At 63.4% G+C, this 23,658-nt stretch carries 18 protein-coding genes and 1 other annotated feature; of the genes, 8 read left to right on the top strand and 10 right to left on the bottom strand.

What is annotated here, in order from left to right; genetic code table 11:
* Positions 1-190: 190 nt before the first annotated feature.
* The 5 genes from KJS47_RS11395 to KJS47_RS11375 all read right to left on the bottom strand — a co-directional run bounded on the left by KJS47_RS11395 (position 191) and on the right by KJS47_RS11375 (position 6,656).
* Complete coding sequence (locus KJS47_RS11395; RefSeq protein WP_213525183.1) at positions 191-1,123, bottom strand: manganese-dependent inorganic pyrophosphatase; 933 nt, start codon at positions 1,121-1,123, stop codon at positions 191-193.
* A 113-nt stretch (positions 1,124-1,236) separates the two neighbouring features.
* Positions 1,237-2,112, bottom strand: a complete 876-nt coding sequence (locus KJS47_RS11390) for a phosphotransferase (protein ID WP_213525182.1) — start codon at positions 2,110-2,112, stop codon at positions 1,237-1,239.
* A gap of 67 nt (positions 2,113-2,179) precedes the next feature.
* Positions 2,180-4,063, bottom strand: a complete 1,884-nt coding sequence (locus KJS47_RS11385) for an ABC transporter ATP-binding protein (RefSeq protein WP_213525181.1) — start codon at positions 4,061-4,063, stop codon at positions 2,180-2,182.
* A 10-nt stretch (positions 4,064-4,073) separates the two neighbouring features.
* Complete coding sequence (locus KJS47_RS11380) at positions 4,074-5,462, bottom strand: ATP-binding cassette domain-containing protein (RefSeq protein WP_213525180.1); 1,389 nt, start codon at positions 5,460-5,462, stop codon at positions 4,074-4,076.
* A 612-nt stretch (positions 5,463-6,074) separates the two neighbouring features.
* Positions 6,075-6,656 carry a DUF4269 domain-containing protein gene (locus KJS47_RS11375; protein ID WP_213525179.1) on the bottom strand — a complete coding sequence of 194 codons (582 nt, stop codon included), beginning with the start codon at positions 6,654-6,656 and terminating at the stop codon, positions 6,075-6,077.
* Between the two features lie 217 nt (positions 6,657-6,873).
* On the opposite strand from KJS47_RS11375, the gene KJS47_RS11370 reads away from it, so the two are divergent.
* The 3 genes from KJS47_RS11370 to KJS47_RS11360 all read left to right on the top strand — a co-directional run bounded on the left by KJS47_RS11370 (position 6,874) and on the right by KJS47_RS11360 (position 10,239).
* Positions 6,874-7,266 (top strand): hypothetical protein, encoded by a 393-nt coding sequence (locus KJS47_RS11370; protein ID WP_213525178.1) that lies wholly within the window; start codon positions 6,874-6,876, stop codon positions 7,264-7,266.
* Positions 7,267-7,453: 187 nt separating this feature from the next.
* Complete coding sequence (locus tag KJS47_RS11365) at positions 7,454-8,764, top strand: MFS transporter (protein WP_213525177.1); 1,311 nt, start codon at positions 7,454-7,456, stop codon at positions 8,762-8,764.
* Positions 8,765-8,907: 143 nt separating this feature from the next.
* On the top strand, positions 8,908-10,239 hold the full coding sequence (locus tag KJS47_RS11360; protein WP_213525176.1) for a hypothetical protein: 1,332 nt from the start codon (positions 8,908-8,910) through the stop codon (positions 10,237-10,239).
* 124 nt (positions 10,240-10,363) lie between these two features.
* Here KJS47_RS11360 and KJS47_RS11355 read toward each other — a convergent pair whose 3' ends face one another.
* Positions 10,364-10,795: a GNAT family N-acetyltransferase gene (locus KJS47_RS11355; RefSeq protein WP_213525175.1), complete on the bottom strand. Its 432-nt coding sequence runs from the start codon at positions 10,793-10,795 to the stop codon at positions 10,364-10,366.
* A 311-nt stretch (positions 10,796-11,106) separates the two neighbouring features.
* Here KJS47_RS11355 and KJS47_RS11350 point away from each other — a divergent pair, with 311 nt between their 5' ends.
* The gene (locus KJS47_RS11350; protein WP_213525174.1) at positions 11,107-12,888 is read left to right on the top strand and encodes an ABC transporter ATP-binding protein; all 1,782 of its coding nucleotides are present in this window, start codon (positions 11,107-11,109) and stop codon (positions 12,886-12,888) included.
* On the top strand, positions 12,881-14,644 hold the full coding sequence (locus KJS47_RS11345) for an ABC transporter ATP-binding protein (RefSeq protein WP_213525173.1): 1,764 nt from the start codon (positions 12,881-12,883) through the stop codon (positions 14,642-14,644). The genes KJS47_RS11350 and KJS47_RS11345 overlap by 8 nt, the downstream gene beginning before the upstream one ends.
* Positions 14,645-14,727: 83 nt before the next feature.
* Here the strand turns inward: KJS47_RS11345 and KJS47_RS11340 are convergent, their stop codons facing one another.
* The 4 genes from KJS47_RS11340 to KJS47_RS11325 all read right to left on the bottom strand — a co-directional run bounded on the left by KJS47_RS11340 (position 14,728) and on the right by KJS47_RS11325 (position 22,004).
* Positions 14,728-15,972, bottom strand: a complete 1,245-nt coding sequence (locus tag KJS47_RS11340) for a DUF445 domain-containing protein (protein WP_213525172.1) — start codon at positions 15,970-15,972, stop codon at positions 14,728-14,730.
* A gap of 310 nt (positions 15,973-16,282) precedes the next feature.
* On the bottom strand, positions 16,283-18,241 hold the full coding sequence (locus KJS47_RS11335) for an arginine--tRNA ligase (RefSeq protein WP_213525171.1): 1,959 nt from the start codon (positions 18,239-18,241) through the stop codon (positions 16,283-16,285).
* Between the two features lie 67 nt (positions 18,242-18,308).
* Positions 18,309-18,527, bottom strand: a binding site (T-box leader).
* Between the two features lie 260 nt (positions 18,528-18,787).
* Positions 18,788-19,771, bottom strand: coding sequence for a peptide-methionine (S)-S-oxide reductase MsrA (gene msrA / locus KJS47_RS11330; RefSeq protein ID WP_213525170.1), 984 nt, complete (start codon positions 19,769-19,771; stop codon positions 18,788-18,790).
* 439 nt (positions 19,772-20,210) lie between these two features.
* Positions 20,211-22,004: a M3 family oligoendopeptidase gene (locus tag KJS47_RS11325; protein ID WP_213525169.1), complete on the bottom strand. Its 1,794-nt coding sequence runs from the start codon at positions 22,002-22,004 to the stop codon at positions 20,211-20,213.
* A gap of 170 nt (positions 22,005-22,174) precedes the next feature.
* Here KJS47_RS11325 and KJS47_RS11320 point away from each other — a divergent pair, with 170 nt between their 5' ends.
* The 3 genes from KJS47_RS11320 to KJS47_RS11310 all read left to right on the top strand — a co-directional run bounded on the left by KJS47_RS11320 (position 22,175) and on the right by KJS47_RS11310 (position 23,658).
* The gene (locus tag KJS47_RS11320; RefSeq protein ID WP_213525168.1) at positions 22,175-22,342 is read left to right on the top strand and encodes a hypothetical protein; all 168 of its coding nucleotides are present in this window, start codon (positions 22,175-22,177) and stop codon (positions 22,340-22,342) included.
* 326 nt (positions 22,343-22,668) lie between these two features.
* Positions 22,669-22,998 carry a chaperone CsaA gene (gene csaA / locus KJS47_RS11315; RefSeq protein WP_213525167.1) on the top strand — a complete coding sequence of 110 codons (330 nt, stop codon included), beginning with the start codon at positions 22,669-22,671 and terminating at the stop codon, positions 22,996-22,998.
* A gap of 159 nt (positions 22,999-23,157) precedes the next feature.
* Positions 23,158-23,658: an NUDIX domain-containing protein gene (locus tag KJS47_RS11310; protein WP_249716311.1), complete on the top strand. Its 501-nt coding sequence runs from the start codon at positions 23,158-23,160 to the stop codon at positions 23,656-23,658.

Below are 23,658 nucleotides of genomic sequence, written 5' to 3'. Positions count from 1 at the left end.
CTTTCCTGTTCCATCCTTCCCGTTTCTTCTCTATTGTTACCCTTTTCACGCATAGCCCAAGCTTGACGGAGCAAGAAACGGGCACAAAAAAACCCGCCGTCCTCGGGACGGCAGGCTTGGGAGCAAAAGCCGGTGAGCTATGCCGGTCAGGCAAGGCAAAAAGCGGGCTCCGCTGTACAAACTTGGGTATTTAGCGCTTGTTGAAGATCTCGGTCAGCACCGGCACGATTTGCGATTTGCGGGAGACAACGCCCTTCAGCACGGCCCGGTTGTTCTCCAGCTTCACGTTGTACGCCTGCTCCACCGCGTCGGCTGCGCCGCCGAGGGCGATGCCGATGGAATCGTTGTTCAGGATGTCCGTCACCACGAACAGGAACAGGTCCAGTCCCTTCTCGCTGACGATTCCGTTCAACGCTTCCTCAAGCTCCGCCTGACGGGAGAGCACGTCGTTCGTGTCGACCGCGTTCACTTGAGCGATCTCGACCTTCGCGCTGCCCATCTGGAATTCTTTGGCGTCGAGCGAGATGAGCTGGCTGATCGACTTGTCGCTCAGATCGGCGCCCGCCTTCAGCATCTCGAGGCCGTAGCTCTCGGCGTCCACTCCGGCAATCTCCGCCAGCTCGCGTGCCGCATCGATGTCCTCCTGCGTGCAAGTCGGCGACTTGAACAGGAGCGAATCCGAGATAATCGCGGACAGCATCAGACCGGCGATGTTCGGCTCGATCGCCACGCCGTTCTCCTTGTACAGCTTCTTCAGAATGGTCGCCGTGCAGCCGACCGGCTCCGCCCGGTAGTAAAGTGGTCCGCTCGTCTCGAAATTCGCGATTCGGTGGTGGTCGATTACCTCCAGCACCTGGACCTCAGCGATATCCGAGGCGCTCTGCTGGCGCTCGTTGTGATCCACCAGAATGACGCCTTTGGCTTCGCCGGCTACCGTCTGGACGAGACGCGGCGCCTGCGCTTGGAACTTGTCGAGCGCGTATTGGGTCTCGCCGTTCACTTCGCCGAGGCGGACGGCCTCCACGTTTACGCCAAGCTTGGTTTTAAGATCCGCATAGGCAAGCGCGGAGCAAATGGAATCCGTATCCGGATTTTTGTGGCCGAAGATTAAAAGTTTCTCCATGATGCATCTCCTTCTCTCTCGTTTAGTCGACGTGAAAATTATACCCGAGAACGGTTCGCCCAACAAGATTCGCACCAAAAAAATATATATTATTCCCATCTGTTTAATGTGTATTAAAAGGAACCTCGTGCCCTCCATTCCTCCCAAGCCGCCAGGTAACGGGAAAGATCCTGCGGGTGATGGCGCATGCAGATGCCAATGCGATTGTACAAGTGGACGAGTACCTCCGCCGTGAGCCCGGAAGCGCGAGCCGGGAGCGGCTGCTTGGCCGACAAGATGGAGACCGCATCCGCGAGCGCTGCCGGCGTCAGATCGTCCGGAGTGGAACAAAACGCGTACAACAGGTCGTATACCGGCGGACCGGCAACCGGGTACGGATCGATGACGCCCGTGAGCACACCTTCCCGAAAGAGGAAGTTATGTGCACCGCAGTCGCCGTGCAGCAAATAAGGAGGCTCAGAGTCATGAGCATAGGAGGATGCTGCGAGCGCCCGCTGGGCCGCAGTATGCTCCTCCTCGGATAGGACGCCGCCTATCGTCCTCCGGTTCTCTCTCAGCTCTCCCTTTAGGAACGCGAGCCAAGAAGGAGATGGCCGGACGACCTCTCCCCAAATAGATGGTTCCGCTGCCGGCACATACCGGCTGAGGAGACCCGAGGCGAGCGTCTTCAGCCAGTCCGCTTTGCGCCCTCGCCCTTCCCCCGATGTCCCCTCTATGAACTCATACAGATAATAGCGGCAGCCGGGGTCGGCGTACCGCACACCGGCAAGCAGTTCACCCTGGTAAGCGTCCAAGAAGGAAATCACCGAGCGCAACTCCTCCGGCGCGTCCATCTTGAGCACCAGTCCGGGCTCCCCCTCCGCCTCCAGCAGGAAGACGGCACCGGACGTCGTTCCGGACAGCCTTTTGACAACCCGGCTGTGAGGCGGCAAAATCCCCCGCTCGCACAACTCCCTCAGTGCGGGGACGGGATCGTGGTTCGCTGCCATAGGCATCCTCCTTTCTTGCTGCCAAATACAAAGTGCCGCTCTACCGTGCGCGACAGACAGTACGGATTCATGCCGTCGAGCCTCCGCCGGCGCTCGCGGCTGGCGGGGCTTCCTGTCTGTACCATTCCGCCTGCGCGCGGAACATGGCGGCATACGGGCCGTTCGCAATGAGCAGGGTCTCGTGATCCCCCTGCTCCACTATCTCTCCCTCGCGCAGGACGACGATGCGGTCCGCAAACCGCGCCCAGCCGAGACGGTGCGCGACGACAAGCACCGTCCGCCCCGCCGCAAGGGAGCGGAACGAGCGGAACAGCTCCGTCTCCTGCTCCGGATCGAGAGCCGCGGTCGGCTCGTCGAGCACGAGCAGCGGGCTGTCCCGCAGCGCCGCCCGCGCGATCGCGAGCCGCTGCCACTGGCCGCCACTCAGCTCCCGGCCGCCCGCCGCGAGCTGGCCGGTACGGCCGTCCAGTCCGCCGGCCAGCCGTTCCAGCGAGCGGGCGCCTCCGGCGTCGAGCGCCTCACGCAGACGGGCGTCGTCCTGCAGCAGCTCCGGCGAGCCGAAGCCGACGTTGTCGCGCAGCGTTGTCTCGTAGCGGACAAAATCCTGAAACGCCGCCGCCATCGCCTGCCGCAGACGCACGGGGTTGAGCGTGTGGTAGTCAGCCCCGTCCCAGGTGATCCGCCCGCTCGTCGGCCGGTACAGGCCAAGCAGCAGCTTGACGAGCGTGGACTTGCCCGCCCCGTTGTCGCCGACGAGGGCCACCGTCTCCCCCGGCGTTAGCGTTAGCCGAATCCCGCGAAGTGCCGGCACGGCCGCTCCTGCATACCGGAAGCCGACGTCCTCGAATACGATCCTGCCCGCGGAGCCCGGGACGCCGCCCACCGGTTCCGAGAGGGAAGTGGCGGCGTTCCTGCCAGCGCGGCCGGCTCCCTCCGCTTCCGGCGGCTCCCGCAGGTATGCCGCGAGATCCGCCAGCTTGGCCCCCATGGCGTACAGCTTGCTGAGCGGGAACACCATGCTGGCCGATAGCCCGTACGCTTGGCGCATCGCCTGAAAGGTGACGACGAGTATGCCCGCGGTGACGCCGCCGTCCCGGAGCCCGAGCGCCAGCCAGACGATGCCGCCGAACAGGCCGGCGATCTGGATCGCCGAGATCAGCACGCCGCGCCGGATTTCCCGCCTCCTCGCGTTCATCCGCAGCGCCAGCGAGCGCCGCATGCTCCTGCTCCAGATGCCGATCAGCAGCTCCATCGACCGATACAGCCTAAGCTCCTTGATCGTGCGCGGTTGCGTGAGCTCCTCCCGAAGATAGTCGGCCTGCCGGCCTTCGCGGGTCAGCTCCCGGTTTTGCTGCCGGACCCCGATATCCGCCTCGAGCCGAATCCCCATCGAGAGAGCGAAGACAAGTACCAGAAGGCTCCCGACCGATGGATGAACGGCGAACACGACGAGCAGCACGCCCCCCAGCTCGCACAGCAGCCGGAGGAAAGCGAGCACCTGCTGCAGCATGCCGAGCAGATCCGAGCCGGCGGCCTCCTGCGCCCTCCGGAGACGGTCGAAGTAGGCGGCCTCCTCGAGCCGTTCCAGCCGGACGCGTCCGGCCCGCTCGTGAACCTCCGCCTGCAGCTGCCGGGAAGCCCGTTCGCGCATCCGGACATCCAGGACCGCCTGCAGAGAGCCCAGCCCCGTCCGCAGCAAGGCAATGGCGAACAGCCATGCCAGATAAGGCCAGACGGTGCGGAGGAGTGAGCTCCCGTCCTGGCCGGCCGCTGCTCCGACGACCGTGTCGATCAGCTTCCGCTCCGCGGCGTAGCCCGGCACGACCAGCGCGCCCAGCAGCAGAGGAACCGCCAGCCATGCTACCCCTTGCAGCGGCTGCTTCCGGCCGATCCGCAAGAGCAGCTCGGCCATAGCGCGAGCGTGCGCCGCCGTTTGCGACCCATCTTGCATGCCACCCCTCCTATTCATACCAGGCCGCCTGCAGCGCGAACATCTGTCTGTACAGCCCGTTTGCCTTCAGAAGCTCCTCGTGGCTCCCCTGTTCCACCAGCCGGCCGTCCGCCAGGACGAAGATGAGATCCGCCAGCCGAGCGGCTCCCAGCCGGTGAGTGACGAGAAGCGCGGACCGGCCCTCCGCCATGCGGAGGAAGAGCTCGAACGCCTCCTTCTCGGCACGCGGATCGAGCGCCGCTGTCGGTTCGTCATAGAAGACGAACGGAGCGCCGCCCAGATGGGAGCGGGCGGTGGCGAGCTTCTGCCACTCGCCCCCCGACGGCTCGACGCCGCCGAAAGGCGGGCCCAGCATGAGCCCCAGCTCCTCGTCCGCGTATCGGCTTCCGGCAGCGGCAAGCGCCCCGCGCAGCCGGGAATCCGTCTCGAGCGCGGCGGGATCACCGAGCGCCACCGTCTCCCGGAGCGTCAGATAGAGCCGGGTGAAGTCCTGAAAGACCGCCGACGCGCGGCCGTCGCCCGCCGTCACGGGGATGCGCCCGCGGTCTGCGGTCACCCAGGCAACGTCGCCCGCGGTAGGCGGGTACAAGCCCGTCAATACCTTGACGAGCGTCGATTTGCCCGACCCGTTCTCTCCCACCACCGCCGCCCGGCAGCCCGGCTGGATTGTCAAGTTGATCTCCCGGAGCGTGTCGGCCGCAGCGCCCGGGTACCGAAAGGTAAGCGCCTGCGCCGCAAGCCCCGGCACAGCCTCGGGCTGCTCCCCGACGGACCGGCTCGTTCCGTCTCCGTTGGACTGTTTCTCCCCGTCTCCGTCTCCTGCTCCGCGACCGGGGAAGCCGATCCCGGCGGCGTCCGGTACAAGCTGCCGCCGCTCCTCCCGCCTCCCGGCCTCCCCCATAGCGGCCTTCGCCAATGCGGTCTCTGCCGGTGCGGCAGCCAGCTCCAGATAGCTGCGGTAATCCTCCCACCTCAGCTGCAGCCTGCGCATGGCAGCCGCTTGCTTCAGGAGGCCGGGCAGCAGCCCCGTCAGCCGGGCGGCCGCTAGGAAGAGAAACGCGAACGAACCGGAAGCAAGTGCGGAGAAGCCCGGCAGAGCGAGCGGCACGAGCAGCAGCACGCCGAGTGCGGCGAGGAGCAGGCCCGGGAGGAGCTTCTCTCCCTCCGCCCGGAGCACCGCCGCCTCCCTCTCTCCCGCTTGGCGGGCGGTCAGCTCCTCCCACCTCCGGCCGATCAGCGGCGCCAGCCCGAACAGCCGGAGCTCCTTGGCCGCCTCCCGTCCGGTGAGCAGCTCCGCATAATGGCGCAGCAGCCGCTCGTCCGCCGTCTGCGACCGGGAGCCTCTCCAGCCTGGCCTCCGATCGGCGGTAGACGCCCCCGAGAACTGAGGCCGCCGCACAAACAGCGAGAACGGCCGCCCACTGTCCCAGGGCTAGGAGCGCCGCCAGCAGCAGCACGACCTGGAGGCCGGTCTGCAGCACCGACAGTCCCGTTTGGTACAGCTCATAGAGCGACGCCTTCTGCGCCCGCAGCCTCCTATCCTTGACCGCCGGCGATTCCGCCTCGGTTAGCGAGAGACGGGACGAGGCGGCGAGAAGCCGCCTCTGCTCCTCCCAGGTACCGTTCTCCATCAGCCGGGTCATCGCGAGGGGGATCGGAGCACCCAGCACGATGTTCGACAGCGTGAGAAGCCCCGCCAGCCAGAGAGCCGCGGTGACAAGCGGGGCGAGCGAAGCGCCTGTCTGCCATTCCCTCATCCGGTCGACCAGCAGCTGGACGGCCCACAGCTCGGCCGGCACGAGCGGCACGGACAACAGCCCCGCTACAGCCAGGACAAGCACCGGCCTGCGCTCCACCTCGTACAGTGTGCGAGCCGCTTCCCAAAACGACACGAACATGCCTCGAATACTAGACCCTCCCTTTCGATTCCACATTAAGCTCATCCACTATAGGCATTCCTTTTCTGGAAAACAAGGGAAAGATTCCTTGAAGCTGAACGTTCCCGGCGATGCTAACTCCACTTGCTTCGGGCCCCTTCGACAAGCTCGTCCAGCTCGGCGTCCGTGCAGCGCTCCAGCTCCAGCAGCCGGGCATACGGATCGCCCTCCAGCCCGAGCAGCTCGGCGAACGCGGGCTCCGTCTTTCGTCCCGCCGCCTTGAGCCTCCGGACGGTGCGGCGCCCGGCGTCCCCCATCCGCAGCAGCAGCCGATGCTCGACTACCAGATGCCGGTAGCCGTTCTGGCTCGTCGTCGGAAGCGGCTGCGCAAAGATCTCCACCGGGAATACGCCGGACTGGAAGCTAGCGACGAACCGAGGCATGCCGTTCACCGTCCGCCGCGAGCAGCGGAACGCCGGCTGTCCACCGGCAAACTCGCGCACTTCCTTCTCGAACCGGTCGAAATCGTACACCTCGCAGAGAATGTCCAGATCGCTGCCCAGCAGGTCAATGCCGAGCGGAATGGTACCGGCCAGCAGAGGCTTATGGGACGCCAGCGCCTCCATCAGCCCGAGACGGGTCAGCTCGTCGTAGGCCTCCCGCTGCCTGGCCCCGCCTTCTTTCAAATAGTCGATTGTAGTAAAGTCCGTCTCCATCGCCGTATCCTCCCCTTCTTTCTCTTGCTCCCGTAATTTCAGCTCCTGATGGGCACGCACGTCAAACCTGAAGCCGAAACTTGAGCCCCCAAGCAAACTATTCCTCTTCCCAAACGGTCTATAGATAATAAACAGGCGGGGAACGGGTCGTTTCCCTTGATACCGCCCGGATCCGACGAAATCCGCTTCTCCCCTGCTTGCGAAAGGAGGCCGGATTGTGCAGCTCCGTCCCAAACCCGAATGGGCTTACGCAGCCGAGGCATTTCACCCATTGCCGGTCTATTGGCTCGCCTGCCGGCTCTCGAGCGGACTATGGCCCTTGCTGCTGACGATGCTCTACTTGCTCCTTTTCCTCTTCCTGTGGCCCAGGGTGCGAACCCGTTACGAGACGTACCGTCCCGCGAAAAAGCTCTCTTCCTCCGTCGTGTTCGGCCTGTTTGCCGTTCAACTGCTCCTCCTCTGGGTCATGCGCCAGCAGGACGTTTCTCTCTTCGCCTACATCGACCCTTTCCTTTACGGTATGCTTCTCTTCTATCTGTATCTAAGCGTACCGCGCTGGCTGTCGCGCTGGATCGAACGCCGCCGGGAGCGCCGGTCTCGCGGAGCGTAGCACCCCGGATGCCTGCCACTTCCTCGCCCATGTGAGTCCCATCTGCCTTCCGGGAGCCGTAGCCGGCTCTCCCTCCCCCTGAATCTTTGCTAGAAGCAAGTTTGGGTCTTGTATCGCAGAACCGCTGCCCTATACTGGATGTATTCGTACATCATATCCCTCCATAGAGAGAAAGGTGGTTCCGCCGATGCCTCACAGACCCAGCGGCAAGCTTGCAAGCGATCCGGGCGAATACGTCCATGCGCCGGAGCTGCAAAGCCGATTGTACAAACGGACTTTAGCCATCGTCGTCTTCTCGCAAATGTTCGGCGGAGCTGGCCTCGCGGCCGGCGTCACCGTCGGCGCTCTCCTCGCCCAGGATATGCTCGGCACCGAGAGCCTCGCCGGCATCCCCTCCGCCCTCATCACGCTCGGCTCCGCGGCGGCCGCCCTGCTCGTCGGGCGGCTGTCGCAGCGTCTCGGGCGACGGTACGGGCTCGCCGCGGGCTTCCTCGCGGGCGGCCTGGGAGCGGCGGGCGTCGTCTTGGCCGCCGTCCTGGGCAGCGTCGCCCTCTTGTTCGCCTCGCTGCTCGTATACGGCGCCGGTACGGCCACCAATCTGCAGGCCCGCTATGCCGGCACCGACCTCGCCAAGCCCGCCCAGCGGGCGACGGCGGTCAGCATCGCCATGGTGTCGACGACGTTCGGCGCCGTCGCCGGCCCGAACCTGGTCGAGCCGATGGGCCGGTTCGCCACTTCGCTCGGCATTCCGGCACTGGCCGGGCCTTTCCTGCTGGCGGGCACGGCGTTCCTGCTCGCAGGCCTGATCTTCCTGCTCCTCCTCCGTCCGGACCCGCTTCTCGTCGCTCAGGCGATCGCCGAAGCCGAGAGCGGTGAACGCAGCGCATCCGGCGCGGCAGCGGGGCAGCCTTTCCGCAACCGGGGCGTGCTGGTCGGGACGGCCGTCATGGTGCTCACCCAAATCGTCATGGTGGCCGTCATGACGATGACGCCCCCTCATATGAAGAACCATGGCCACGGATTGAGCGACGTCGGCCTCGTGATCGGCATTCACATCGGCGCCATGTATCTGCCCTCTCTCGTGACGGGGATGCTCGTCGACAAGCTCGGGCGGACGACGATGTCGATCGCCTCCGGCGTCATTCTGCTCGCGGCAGGCACGGTCGCGGCGGCAGCTCCCGCCGATTCGTTATGGAGTCTGGTGGCGGCCCTTGCTCTGCTCGGGCTCGGCTGGAACTTCGGCCTGATCAGCGGCACGGCTCTGATCATCGACGCCACCTCTCCCGCGACCCGCGCCAAAACGCAGGGAACGCTCGACGTGCTCGTCGCGCTGGCCGGAGCGTCGGGCGGAGCCCTATCCGGGATGGTCGTCGCGCATTCAAGCTATGCCGTTCTCTCCCTCGCGGGAGGCTTCCTCTCCTTGCTTCTCGTGCCCGTCGTTCTCTGGTTCTTGGCCGGACGCAAAGCTCCGGCATCCGAAACCACCACTTCGGTCTAGCGGCATGCGTTCTCCCTCCGGCCCCATGCCTGAGGGAGAACGTATTCGGATAGAGAGTTCCCGACCGGGTGAAGACAGACAGCAACCTTTTGCTCCGCCGCGCGTCCAATGTTAGGAAGTTAATGGAAAGACGGAGGAGCGTCATGAAACGAAAATATCTGTCCATCCCTCTCCTGTCCGCGGCCATCCTGCTGGGTGCTCTGTGTGCGCCTGTAGCCGGCCAAGCGGCCGAAGAACCGCCCCTGCCCGCCTACGTGACGATCGTCGAGGATCTGCCTCTCTATGACGAGCCCAATTCGAAGGCAGGGGCCTCCGGAGCCGTCGGCCCCCAGTCGATGGCCGTCCTTGCCCAGCGGACGATGTCCGGCCGCGACTGGTACCAGGTGAACACCTGGCTCGGGCCCAAGTGGATCTCGCCGAGCATCCGTTACGAAGGCTCGGTCGTACCCCAGTCTTTTGACCTGCTCCTCTATGACGAGGAGCCGCTGTACCGCTCCCCCTCCGATAAGGAGGAGACGCCGTACCGGATCAGCCCGCAGCGGGTGCACGCCGATGCCGTCGCCTACCTCTACGATCAGGAGGAAGGCCTGCAGGACTGGCAGTACAAGGCGGTCCGCATCGACACCTGGCAGGGCAAGCGCTGGATCGTACCGGACCGCTACCTGTCGCCGCTTGCACCCGCAGAGGAGCCGCTAACGCTGGATCGTTACACCCTTCTGTTCGAGCAAGTGGCCGATTCGCCGGACGCCGGCCTCCCGGGCATGTATTTGCACACCTATTCGTACTTGCCCATCCGGGGCATGCTTGCGCCGGGGACGGTGCAACCCGACACCGTATACCGGGGGGAGAATTCAGTCTGGTACCGGATCGGGACACCGGACGGATCCGCTTGGATCAATCCGTCGCTGCATATGCCAGCTTCCCTGGAACGGGAGGAAAAGGACTACACCCTAGGCCGGGTTACGTCCTTCCATGCCTACCCGTTCGATTCCGCCCCCATCCTCGGCGCGCTTAGTCCCCAAACCGTACGCAGCTTCGAAAGGGCCGGCGACTGGATCCATGTAGAGACCTGGACCGGGGACGGCTGGCTGCGTGTGCAGGACGATCTCCCGCTGGAGATGACGGATACGGCCGGGCGCTTCCTGTTCGGCGTGACGCCCAATCCGATCCGTCTGGAGCCCGCCTCCGCGCCGCGCATCGCACTCGAGGGAACGTTCGCACTGGTCGCAAGCCCGTACGAGAGGACGGACGTCGAGCTGCGGCTCCAGCTGACCAACGAAAGCGGAGAGAAGCAGGAGATCACGACCGTCGTGCGCAATGTGGCGCTCGGGCAGGCAAAGCCCTTCAGTATCTTTACCGCTTCGCAAATCCGGCTGAACGGCGCTGCCACCACGCTGTTGGGAGCGGAGCTGCGGCCGGCGGAAGACCGGTCGGAGGACGTCTACCAATCGACCTCCCGGCTGCGAGGATATTAAGCCTAGCCATCCACATGAAGAGACAGCGCCCCTCCAGGCGCTGTTTTTTCTTGCGACGTCTCTTCTCCGCGAAGCAGCCCACTTGGCCTCTCTCCGCCCTTCCCCCGTGGGCCCGCTCAGCCATCTAGAGCGCGAGTCTGCGCACCACGACGCCCTCCTCCCCGCCCAGAGCCCGGAACCCCATTGACTCGTACAGCCGGGCGGCCGGGTAATTGGCGGTGCGGTGGCTCAGAACCGCCTCCCGGCAGCCATACCGGTCCCGCAGCCGGCCGACAAGCTGCTCCATCGCGGCCCGCCCGTGCCCGCGGCCCTGATGCCGCTGGTCGATCATGACCGCCTCGATCTCTCCGGTCCCGTCCTCGTGGACGACATAGACGGCGAAGCCGACCGGCGTCTCGTCCTCGTACACCGCGACCGGACGGAACCCGGTCTCGTATTTCGACTCCGCCAGCCAGAAGACGACCGGAGCGGTGAACAGCCGGCTCTGCTCCTCCGTCACCTGCAGACGGGCGACGGCAAACCAATTGTCCCGGGTAATTTCGCGCAATGTGACCATCCTCGTTTTTCCTCCTCCGCATCCTCCCGCCGGCTCACGTAAGTCCGGCCGGAAGCTGCCGCAAACTTTGTTTTCCCCACTATGCTCCTCGTCTGCGGCACCGGCTAGAGGACAGTTTGGCTCAAGCCGATTTTTCCCTTCTGCGGGCGGCGGAGGCGGCATAACCGGGCGAGTTCCGCGCCGCGCGAAGCTCCCTGCGGGCGGTGCTCGGCGTCTCACGACGGTGGTCAGGCACGATAAGGATAGACGCGCCCAGGTCCGTTTGCTAGAATATACCAGCATATCCGAATAAAAGAAAAGGAGGACTGCCCTTGTCGACCCCCTCACCCGATTCCGGCTCAAGCAGCCGGCTGTGGTCCGTTTATTTGTGGGCGCTTTCTTTTCTCAAGCCGTATTGGCGGACTTTCGCGCTGCTCGTTCTGACCACCTCGCTCGTCTCGGGGATCGAGCTGGCCGTCCCCAAGTTCATCCAGCATTTCCTAGACGTCCTGCTCCCGAGCCGGGACCGCTCCGGCTACTACTGGCTGACGGCTCTCCTCGGCGCCGCGTTTGCAGTCCGAATCGGTGCGGAGATGCTGCAGAATCTCCTGGGCCGGTCGGTGCAGGAGCGGGCGGCCCGCGATCTTCAGCATGCGATTTTCCGTCATCTCCGCAAGCTCGGGTTTGCCCATTTTGAGCGGACGCCGGTCGGCCAGACGCTGTCGTTCCTGAACACTGAGGTAGCGGCGATTCAGACGATGTACCGGCAGGGGTTCCCCTGGATGATCGACGGGCTGATCTTCTCGGTGTTATCTCTCGCGATGATGGCCTCCACCCATGTCGGCTTGACGCTCATCGTCCTCCCGGGACTGCTGCTCTACTACATCTTTGGCCCCAGTCTGGAGCGCAAGGCCTCGCTCAGCGGCAAGGAAATGGCCGCGAATCGAGTCGCCGAGAACCAAAAGGTGTACGAGAGCGTGTCGGCGGCCGCCGAGCTGCGCGCCTTCTCGGCGGAGCGCTGGGACTTGTCCCGCTACGAGGAGAAGGTCGCCGCCTTCAACCGGAGCATGATCCGCACGTACTGGTTCGCCTATTGGCGGGGCACCAACCGGCGGCTGTCTTATTTTGCGGGAGCCATCGTCCTCTTCATCTACGGTTACTGGCTCATCAACCAAGGCGCGCTTTCTGTCGGGGCGTTCATCTCGTTTCTGCTGTATTATTTCACCGCCATGCACCGGCTGACGTCCGTCATCACCAACATTACGGAGCAAAAGGTGCTCATGTACCAAGCCGAGCGGCTGTACCGGTTCATGCGCACCGAGCCGACCGTCCCGGAGCCGGACCGCCCGCTTCCCCTGCCGGAGGTCCGGGGCGAAATCCGGTTCGAGGACGTCCGGTTCCAGTACGAAGACGGCCAGCCGGTGCTGAACGGCCTGACGCTGACGATCCAGCCCGGGCAGCGGGTCGCGCTTGTCGGCGAAAGCGGCTGCGGCAAATCGACCGCACTCAAGCTGATCGGCCGCTTCTACGACCCCGAGGAGGGCCGCATCCTGCTGGACGGCGTTCCGATCGACCGGCTGGCGTTCGGAACGCTGCGCGGTCCGCTCGGGTATGTCTTCCAGGAAACGTATCTGTACGGAGCTTCCGTCAAAGAGAATATCCGGTTCGGGCGGCCCGAGGCGACCGACGAGGAAGTCATCGAGGCGGCCAAAGCCGCCTATGCGCACCCGTTCATTCAGGAGCTTCCGGATGGCTACGACACACTCGTCGGCGAGCGCGGCGTCCGGCTCTCGGGCGGGCAGAAGCAGCGGATCGCCATCGCCCGCATGTTCGTCAAGAACCCGTCGGTCGTGCTGCTGGACGAAGCGACCTCGGCGCTCGACAATGCGAGCGAGCATGAGGTGCAGCAGGCGCTGGACCGGCTGTTCATCGGTCGAACCGTCGTCGCGGTGGCGCACCGGCTGTCCACCGTCAGCCAGTTCGACGCGATAGCCGTGCTCAAGCGGGGACGAGTCGCCCAGTTCGGGACCTATGCCGAGCTGAGCGGGACGGACGGTCCTTTCCGCCGGCTTCTCGAAGGCAGGGAAGAACGGAAGGAGGCTCTCCATGTCTAATCTGCGATGGCTGTGGAAGCAGCTCGCCGGGTCGAGGCTGCTGCTTCTCGGCGCCACTCTTCTCATGACGCTGGAATCGCTCGCCTTCCTGTCCCAGGTCGGCCTCCAGCAGCGAATGATCGACGATGTCCTGCTGGGCGGACAGGTGGATCGGTTCGTCCCGACGCTGCTGCTGATCGGGCTCGCTTATGCGGGATACTCTCTCTTGTTCACGTTCGGCCCTCACGTCATCCACCTGACGGTCGCCCGGGTACGGGCCAGGCTGGCGAGGCAGCTGATGCAGCGGCTCTATGCAATCCCGATCGGTCTCCTGCGCAAGGAGAGAACCGCAAGCTACGTCTACCACTTCACGAACGACCTGACGACCGCCGCGAATACAGCCGGCGGGGACTTGCCCAGACTGTTCCAGCAGCTGACGAACGTGGTCGTCCTGCTCGTCGTCCTCTTCCTCGCCGGCCCCGGCATCCTGGCGGCGGTCGCCGCCTTTAGCCTGCTGTATCTGGTGCTCGGACGCAAATTCCCCCAGCAGCGCAAGGAAGCGGCAGGAGCCGTCAACCGAAGCCGCTCGGCGCTCCTCGTCCATCTGGAGGAGGGCGTGTCCGCGACGCGGGAGGTGGTCGCGTTCCACCGGCAGGCCTGGGAGGACGACGAGTACAACCGCCGGTATGGCGCCTATTACGACACCGTCATGACCGAAGGCAAGCTGATCAACCGCCAGCTCGCCGTCATCGAGCCGCTCCGCTGGGGGGCCGTGCTGGCCGTCCTGCTTTACGGCGGGCACCTGGTGCTGAGCGGCAGCGTCTCCATCGGCATGTTCGTCATTACCTATCAGTTCACGAACCGGTTCCTGGAATCGTTCCACGGCCTGTACCAGTATGCGCTCGGCCTCTCGGCCAAGCTGTCGTCGGTGGAGCGGCTGCGCGGTTACCTGGAGGGGGAATCGCTCGCTTCAGATGGCGAACCGCTCTCCGGACCAATCGCCTCCCTCCGGCTCGACGGGGTGACCTTCTCCTACGCCTCGGGGCTCGAACCCGTGCTCCGGGACGTCCGGCTCGAGCTGCCGGTCGGCCGCAAGCTCGCGTTCGTCGGAGGCAGCGGCGGCGGCAAGTCGACGCTTGCCCAGCTGCTGGTCCGGTTCCACGAGCCCGGCGCGGGGCAGCTGACGGTGAACGGCCGTCCATTGTCCGACTGGGCTAGAGAGGACTGGATGAGCCGGGTCACCATCGTCTTCCAAGAGCCGTACCTCTTCCCGGATACAATCCGGGCCAACCTGCTGCTCGGACGCGAAGGCGTCTCCGAGGAGACGCTCACAAGCGTCTGCCAAGCGATGCAGATTCACGACGTCATCGCCGCGCTCCCGGACGGCTACGACACCGTGATCGGGGAACGCGGCGTCACGCTGTCCGGCGGCCAGAAGCAGCGGCTCGCCCTGGCGCGGGCGCTGCTCGGGGAACCGGAGGTGCTCATCCTCGACGAGGCGACGTCGGCGCTCGATCTCGAGACCGAGCGCCGCATCCAGCAGCAGCTGGACCGGCTGCGAGCCGGCCGGACGACGCTCATCATCGCTCACCGGCTGTCGACGATTCGCAACGCGGACGCCATCTTCGTCTTTGACCGCGGACGCCTTGCCGAGAGCGGCACGCACGAGGAGCTGCTGGCCCGCGGCTCGGTCTACCGTGAGCTCGTCTGGAAGGAAGAGCGGCAGGAGCGGGAAGACGTCCCGCCCGCCCCCACGATTCCCGCAGCGCACGCATAACCAAAAGAAGGCACCTGCCGCACGTGGCGAAGGTGCCTTCTTTTGGTTTCGAGCGTCTTTAGCGGCTGCCGGCGGATAGGCGCTTACCCCATCCAGCCGATGACGGTCAGCACGAGGCCGATCAGGAACCCGCAGATCGCGCCGTTGACGCGAATCCACTGCAGATCCCCGCCGACCTTCTCCTCCAGCATCGCGACGAGCGTCGCATCGTCCAGCTTGTCCAGATTGTCCTTGACGAGCAGTCCGATCCGGTAATGGTTCTGCTCCACGAGCTTGACCATCGCGGCCACGATGCGGCCGTTCCAGTCCTCCACCAGCTCCGGTTCGCCCGTCAGCTTGCGGACGACATAGCGGTAGGCGCGGAAGACTCTCTTGCCGCCCGCCTGCCGCTCCCGCTCGAGCGCCTCGAGCAGCCGGTCTCGCAGCGCCTCCAGCTGCCGGCCCAGCATCGCCGATGTCTCCGGCGACTCCGCCTTGGCGACGAGCCAGGCATGGCCGCGGGCGAGGAGCGCCTCGTCCTGCGCCAGCTGCTGAAGCCGCGAGCGGATCTCGAGCAGCAGCCGCTCCCGGTTCTGGTTGCCCGGAATGGTGAGCTCCTGGAGGGCGGAGTAGATCAGCTGCTGCAGCGTCGTGCCGAGCTGGTCCTCCTTCATGAAGCCGGCGAACGCCTGCACCGCGAACCCCATAATCCCGCCAAAATGGGACTGGGACAGCTGCGCATGCGCCATCTGCCCGAGCATCTGCCGTGTGTCGGGCTGCAGCACCCAATTCGTCCCCTGCTCCAGCACGTAGTCGAATGCCCGCTCGTCCCAGCCCTCGCTGCGGACGAAGCCTGCGGCGCGTTCGGCCAGCGGCCGCAGCTCCTTGTTCCGCGCGTAGCCGGCGAGCGCTTTTTGCAGCTGCGCCGTCAGCTCTTCGAGCGGGATTCTCCGCACGAGAGCCTCGGCGAACTCCAGCATGCTTTCGCGCATCCGGCGCTGGCGCAGCAGCTTCCGACCGAAGGTGCCGGCACTTTGCAGCGGCCGCAGCCGGCTAAGCTTCTCCGTGATGCTTTTCTTGTTCAGCAGTTCTTCCTCCATCGCCGAGATCAGCGACGCGACGATTTTGTCGCGGTTTTTGAGGAGCAGTGACGTATGGGGAATCTTGAGCCCAAGCGGATGCCGGAACAGCGCCGTGACGGCGAACCAGTCCGCGATGCCGCCGACCAGTCCGGCCTCGAAGCCGCCGTGCAGCAGATCCGACCATTTGTTGTCCGGCAGGAGCAAGGTGGCCAGGAAACCGGCCCCCATGACTGCTAGAGATGCGCTTGCCATATATCTTGTCTTCATGTCTGACCTCCATGGAATACGAGCGGCCGGGAGCCTGTTTGGGCCCCGGCCCTTCTAATGATGAGGCATTCGCGCCGACTTGTCCATGTCCTCGGCGGCGGCTCTCCGCCGGCCGCTGTTCTACTCCCAACATACCCTTTTTGCGGGAGCGGTAAACGGAACGGGCTGAGCGGCGAAGCTCCCCGCCGCCACAGCCCCCGGCGGCCCAAGGCTTGACCGGAGGCCGCCGCACCGGGCGGGACGCTCTCGGACCGAGCGGGACACACCCGGGAGCAAGGGCACTTGCTGCGCCGCTCCGCGGCACTTCGTCCTACATCCGCTCCGGGGCCGGGAGCCCCAGCACATGCAGCGCGTCGGCAAGCGTCTCGCGGACCCTGTCCGTCAGCCACAGGCGAAACGCCCTGTGTTCCCCGTCCGCTTTGAGGATCGGGCAGGCCGCGTAAAAGTGATTGAACAGCGTGCCCAGCTCGTAAGCGTAGGCGCAGAGCGTATGCGGCGTCAGGTCCCGGGCTGCGGCATGCAGCCGGTCCGGCCATTCGGCCAGCTGCCGCAGGACGGCGGTCTCTGCCCGCTCAAGCGGCGGGAAGCGGTCCGGCCGGGTCTTGGGGAGGACGGTATTCCCACCCGCTTTGTCCAGCAGGCTGCATGCGCGGGCGTGCGTGTAGAGCAAGTAGACGCCGGTATTGCCGGTCAGCTCGGTCGCCTGCTCGAGATCGAAGACAACCTCGGTCTGCAGGCTGAACCGAAGCAGGTAGTAGCGGATCGCGGCGGCCGCAATCGCGCGGCTGGACAGTCCCGCTCCCGCCGCCCCGGCCCGCTTTTGCTCGATCACCTCTTCCATCCGGTCAAGCAGCTCGGCAATCTTGATGCCGATGCCCTGTCTCCCCGACATGGCGTAGGAGGAGCGGCCGTCCGTCGTATCGATTCCGAGGGCGGCTGCCGCTTTGGGACTGAGCGAGACAACGCCGTAGCTGACATGGCGCAGCGCCTCGGCCTGCTGTTGGTAACCGAGCGCCTCCAGCGCCTGCTTGACCATAGCTTGAGGATATTCTTGTCGGTAGTCGATGACGTTCACGACGAGGTCCGCCCGGCCAAACGCCGGCCCATGCCCGTCCTGAGCCGGTCCCACCTCCTTTTCTACGAAAGTCCTGCTCCCGCCCGCCGGGGCGTCCGCCGGTACGATCGCCGGCATGCCGGACGTCTGCGTGGACCAGAGCGTCTCCGCCTGCTGCCGGTAGGCAAAGTCTCGCGGAAGCAGCCCGAACTTCCACAGGTGGTAGGCGATGTCCTTGCCGGTATACGTCAGGATGCCGTTCGAGCGGACGAGCACCTTGTCCTCGCTGTGCGCGCTTTCGTCGTTCTCCGGGCCCCTCGCCCGGCCGGGTGGTCTCAGTACCCAGCAGCCCGCGAGCTTGCCTTCGGTTTCCTTCACAAAGAGAGGCGTACGCTGAAGCAGGGCGAACGCCGCCGTCCAGAAGCCCTCCCTGACGATGCTGCTCTCCCAGACGAGCAGGTCGTAGCGGATGCCGAAGGCGGCCATCTCCGCCAGATGCTCCGCCACGATGCGTTCCGCCGCGAGCAGGCCGATCCAGGCAGTATTCGAGCTCCCTTCCTCCAGCGCATGCAGCACCTCGGTCCGGCGGGCCAGCAGCTTCGCATCGTGCTTGTAGGCTTTATTCAGGCGGGCGTACAAGTCCCAGCAGTAATCCCCGAATCGCCTGCTCCCGCTTTGGTAAGGCAGATCCAAGAGACCCACGACCGTATCGGCGAGCTGGTTGCCCAGATCGTCGATATAGTTGTGCACCTCGACGCGGCAGCCGGTCCGGCGGAACAGACGCACCAGCGCGTCGCCGATACAAGCGTTTCGCAGATGCCCGATATGCGCCGACTTGTTCGGATTGATGGACGTATGCTCGACCACGACCTTGGCGCCTCCCGCCTCGGGAATGGTCCACTCGGCGTCCGCCCATGCTTCCCAGCGGAGGAACATATTGAGGTAGCCCGGAGGCGCGACCTCCATCCGCTCGACCAGATCGCCAAGCAGCTTCGTTTCCTCCAGCTTCCGCTTCAGCCGCTCCGCAATCTGTACGGGAGATTGCCGGAGCGTCCGGGCCAGCTGCATCGCGGCCGATGCGGCATAATCGCCGTGCTCCGGCTGCGTCGGCTGCTCGATGACGATCGGCGGCAGCGTGTCGGCAGGAAGCCCCTGCTCCTCGAGCAGAGCGCGCACCGCCTGCCCGATGGCACTGCTTAAGGCTGTACGAATCATAAACGTTCCTCCTCTGGTTCTATTTTTTTGGTTTTGCGGCTGCACCAAAAAAGCCCTCGTCTCTAATTAAAGAGACGAGGGCTTATGCGCTCGCGGTACCACTCTTGTTGCCAATCCGTCACGGATCGGCCGCTCGAACAGAATAACGGTCTGGACCGGGCCTCCCTACTCGCGGTTCGGAGGGCCGTCTCGTGGGGCCGCTTCCCTATTGACTCCGTACCGGCTCCCACCAACCCGGCTCGCTTGGACTCTCGTCAATACGTACTGTCCCAGTCATCGACTGTTTGAAAGTTTTGTTTGTTTATTATACGCAGCTCCACGAGAAAAGCAAGGGGCTATTCTCTCCGTTACCTGCGGCGCCAGCCTATCGGCCTGCTTGGAACAAAATCAGGCAGCCGGACCCGTCCGGCTGCCTGATGCAGAGCTTGTGGTTGTGGAAAATCGCAAGTTTCGGCCGCACCGTTCTTGGCCGGGATGCTGCTAGACCGGGGCTCGGTGGGTTACCGGCAAGGCCGAACGGAGCCAGCCCATCGGCCTCACCTGCGCCTATTCGAACAGCTTTCGATACGCGCCGTAGCCTTCCTTCTCCAAGTCCTCCTTTGGGATGAACCGGAGAGCGGCCGAGTTGATGCAGTACCGCAGTCCGTTCGGCCCCGGGCCGTCGTTGAACACATGGCCCAGATGGGAATCCGATCCGGAGCTTCGCACCTCGGTCCGGACCATGAAGTGGCTGAAGTCGGCCTTTTCCTTGACGGCATGGGACTGGAGCGGCTCGGTGAAGCTCGGCCAGCCGCAGCCCGAATCAAACTTCTCTTTGGAGCTGAAGAGCGGTTCGCCAGATACGATGTCCACGTAGAGGCCCTCGCGTTTGTGGTCCCAGAATTCGTTCTGGAACGGCGGCTCGGTTCCGTTCTCCTGCGTAACGTGGTACTGCATTGGCGTGAGTCGGCTGCGCAGCTTCTCCCGGTCTTCCGGCCGGTTCCAGTGCTTCTCGAGGAACGCGTCGCGGCCGGAGCCTTTGCGGTACATTTTGTACCGGAGCGGGTTCGTGTGGTGGTACCCCTGGTGGTAGTCCTCGGCGGGGTAGAACGGCCCGGCCGGCAGAATCTCGGTCACGATCGGGCGGTCGAACCGGCCGCTTGCGCCGAGCTCCTGTTTGGACGCCTCCGCCTCCTGCTTCTGCTCCTCGTTATGGTAAAAGATCGCCGTCCGGTAGGACGACCCGCGGTCGTGAAACTGCCCGCCCGGATCGGTCGGATCGATCTGCTGCCAGAACAGCTCCAGCAGCCGCGAATACGGGAATACATCGGGGTCAAAGGTGATCTGGACCGCTTCGTAATGGCCCGTCGTATCCGAGCAAACCTCCTCGTAGGTCGGATTCTCCGTATGTCCGCCGGTATAGCCGGAGACGACCTTCTCGATCCCCGGCATCTCCTCGAACGGCGACACCATGCACCAGAAGCAGCCTCCCGCGAACGTAGCGAGCTGAAGCTGCCTGTTCGCCGCCTCTTGCTTGTCTGATTGCTGCATAATCGGCCCTCCTCTAGAACGTTGTGCCATCAGTGTACTATACCGCGGAGGCAAGTTCCAGTTACGGCCCCTCCTCCGCCCGCCCACGGCCAAAAGAGCGGCCTCTCGGCCGCCCTCGCTGGCTTCCTATGCTTCTTCTCAGGCCTCCCCGCGAAAAGCCTCCAGCGGAGAGGCCCTTTCACCGGAAGAGTCTACGTCCGCCTTTGCCGCCGGATTCCAACCTTACTAGTCTCATTCAAGGAATCTGGCGGCAACAGCGGCTGGAGGGAAAGGGCCGCGGAGCCCGATTCTTCCCGAGCCTCCCCGCGAAAAGCCTCCAGCGGAGAGGCCCTTTCACCGGAAGAGTCTACGTCCGCCTTTGCCGCCGGATTCCAACCTTACTAGTCTCATTCAAGGAATCTGGCGGCAACAGCGGCTGGAGGGAAAGGGCCGCGGAGCCTTACTTGCCCTCCGTCAGCTCCAGGAACTGGCGCACATCCTCAATCGACAGATCGACCGCCCGCTGCCAGAAGTCCGGCTCCTCTAGATTCTGGCCGAGATGCTTCTGCGCCAGCTGCTCGACGGTCATGCGGCCGGTATCCTGCAGCAGCGCGATGTACCGGTCTTCGAACGAATCGCCTTCCTCCAGCGCGATCGCGTAGATGCCGGACGAGAACAGGAAGCCGAACGTATACGGGAAGTTGTAGAACGGCACGCCCGTCTTGAAGAAGTGCAGCTTGGCCGCCCAAAAATGCGGATGGTAGCCGTCCAGCATGCCGCCGTACGCGTCTTTCTGCGCTTGAACCATCAGCTCGTTGAGCCGCTCCACGCTGACCAGCCCGTTTTTGCGCTCCTCGTAGAACCGGGTCTCGAACAGGAACCGCGTATGGATATCCATGAAGAACGTAACGGCCCGCTGGATCTTGTCCTTGAGCAGGAACAGCTTTTGCTCCTTCGTCTCGGCTTGCTGCAGCGCGGCGTCAGCCACGATCATCTCCGCGAACGTCGAGGCCGTCTCGGCCACGTTCATCGCGTAGCGCTGGGACAGCGGCGGCACGTCGCCCATGACGTCCTGATGGAACGCATGGCCGAGCTCGTGCGCGAGCGTGGACATGTTGCCCGCGCCCGAGTACGTCATGAACACGCGGCTTTCCCGGCTGACCGGGAAGGCGGTGCAGAAGCCGCCCGGGCGTTTGCCGGCACGGTCTTCCGCTTCGATCCAGCCGTCCTCGAATGCGCGGACCGCAAAGTCCGCCAGCTGCGGCGAGAACTTGCGGAACTGACGCTCGATCAGCTCGGCCGCTTCGTCGTACGACGTGTCCATCTGCTTGCCCTCCATCGGGGCGTTCAGATCGTGCCACGACAGGCGCTCCACGCCAAGCATGGAGGCGATCCGCTCCAGATAGCGGAAGAACACCGGCTTGTTCTTTTCGATGACGCTCCACATCGTATCGAGCGTCTTTTGCGACATCCGGTTAATCTCAAGCGGCTCCCGCAGCACAGAATCCCAGCCGCGGTGCTTGTACAGCTGCAGACGGAAGCCCGCGAGATGGTTCAGCGCATCGGCGCAAAAATCCGCCTGGTCCGCCCACGCTTCCTCCCACTCCGTGAACAGAGCGGCGCGGCGTTCGCGGTCGGCTTCCTTGAGCTTGTTGGCGAATTGACCGGCGGACAACAGGACGGTCTTGCCGTTCTGTTCATACGGAATCTGGATCTGCTTGACGATCGTATCGTACAGCGAGCTCCACGCATGGTAGCCGTCGATGGCAAGATCGCCGGCCAGCGCTTCAAGCTCCGGCGCCATCTTGTCACGCACCTGGCTGCGGCGCTCCTCCAGATTGAAGGCGATCGCCTGCCACGGCTCTTGCTGCAGCAGCTCGGCGAAGCGGGCATCGTCCATCCCCGCGAGCAGCGAATCGAACCGGTTCACGCCGGCCTGGAATTGCGCCTGAATCATATTCAGCTTCCCGCCGAGGGAAACCGCCCCGCGGTCCGCCTGGTTTTGCGCGCCCAGACAGCTGATGAAGGCACCCCCCTGGCGGATCTTCATCTGAAGCGTCTGCATCTGCTCCAGCAGAGCACCCAGCTCCCCCGCTTCCTGGACGGATGCCGGCGGCACCGCCGCCTCCGCGCGGGCGCGGAACGCTTCGGCCTCTCTAGCCAGCTCCTCCAAATAGGCTGCGAATTCCGGGGATTCGCTGCCGCCCCGGAAGAATCTTTCCAAATCCCATGTTTGCGGCAATGGTTTCAACACGATACCTTCCACCTCTCCTATGTATAAAAAAGACCACTGGTTAATACCTACTTATTGTACCTGACATCCCACCTTTCGCGGGAGCCCCTTCTGGAATATTTTCCTCCTCCCCGTGCCAGACTACAGGCAGCATATCCGTGAACGCGGAATCCAAAGGAGGCGAGATGCCCATGACAGACGACCGCAAACCAAGCGGCAAGGAAGAAGAAACCGGCAAAATCCGCAACAGCGATTACGCGAAAACCAAGCACCGCGTAGAAGACGAGCGCATGACCAGCTCGGACAAGATGGACGACTACCCGGCGAGCTTGAACAATGTGAACAAGGATCTGCCCTAAAGCTCAGCCCGCTTAGCACGAACCACAGGCCTGCCGGACCGGTCCTCTAAAACATTTAGGGAACCCGCTAACCGCTAGGGGAATCTGCAATTCGCGGCCGTTGAACAAACAGCCCGTCTTGGCATCAAGCCATGACGGGCTGTTTGTTTTTGGCGGATTGGGCTCGGCGTCGGCAAGGATCGTTGCGTTTAACGGATTTTTTCCCACTCCGATGGTGATGAAAAATAGTATAATCAGGCTTCTTAGTCTGCGTCGGTTGATGGAATGTAAATTTTTTCAAACCGCAGACTGCTCGTTATTATCTAGAAAAAGGGGACAGATTCACGATGGCGACTATTGAAGATTTTTTAAAGCTGGATATCCGAATCGGAACGGTCATAAAAGCGGAGCCCTTTCCGGAAGCACGGAAGCCTGCTTTCAAATTAGAGATTGATTTGGGTGAACTCGGGATCAAACGCTCCTCCGCTCAAATCACGAGAAGATATGAACCGGAACAGCTGGTTGGCCGTCAAGTAGCCGCTATCGTCAATTTTCCGGTCAGGAAAATCGCTGGTTTTGCTTCTGAGGTGTTGGTCATTGGAGGAATTCCAGAGGAAGGCGATGTTGTCTTACTAAGACCAGACGCACCCGTTAAAAATGGCACCCCGATTGCCTGATGGACCATTCATTTGAGCAACTTATCCGAATCAAGCTGGAAACCGGGCGGCCGGCTAAGACAGCTTTTTCAGCTAACAGGCAAGATACGAATGGACCCAACCCGTTTATAAGGAGGAAAAACTCTGGAGACTAAGACTGATCTTGTAGAGAGCCATGCTATGGAAATCAGGCAAATGGCAACCGCCTTTTTGATCCACCAAGAAGATGTCTTAATGATGAAGAAGGACAGAAGCAAAATTTTCCCTTTCGAGTTTTGGGGCGGCATCGGCGGCCATCTTGAGTATGAGGAATTGAATGTCCCGATGAAAGCAAGCTACAGGGAAATTGAAGAAGAGACCGGCTTTAAAAAGGACGAACTAGAAAACTTCAAGCTCAAATACATTCTGATTGAAATTGGCAATGGGGAAATTCGGCAGCAATACGTTTACTTTGGCGAGACAACTCATAGAAATTTTATCCCCTCCGACGAAGGAGACTTGTTTTGGATTCCGAAGGAGGAACTTTTAACCCTTAAGGTTTCAAAAGCGATCCGCTTTACCCTTCAGCATTACCTCGAACATCCCGACGAGACAGATCTTTGGGTAGGAGCCGTGACTGCTGATGACGAACAGGAACCGCTCATCCAATGGTCTGCGGTTAAACAAACCTCCTCCTTTTGA

The sequence above is a fragment of the Paenibacillus sp. J31TS4 genome (genome assembly GCF_018403265.1).
GTDB lineage: Bacteria > Bacillota > Bacilli > Paenibacillales > NBRC-103111 > J31TS4.
Note: the sequence above shows the minus strand (reverse complement) of the source record. Positions and strands in the feature narration are given on the sequence as shown.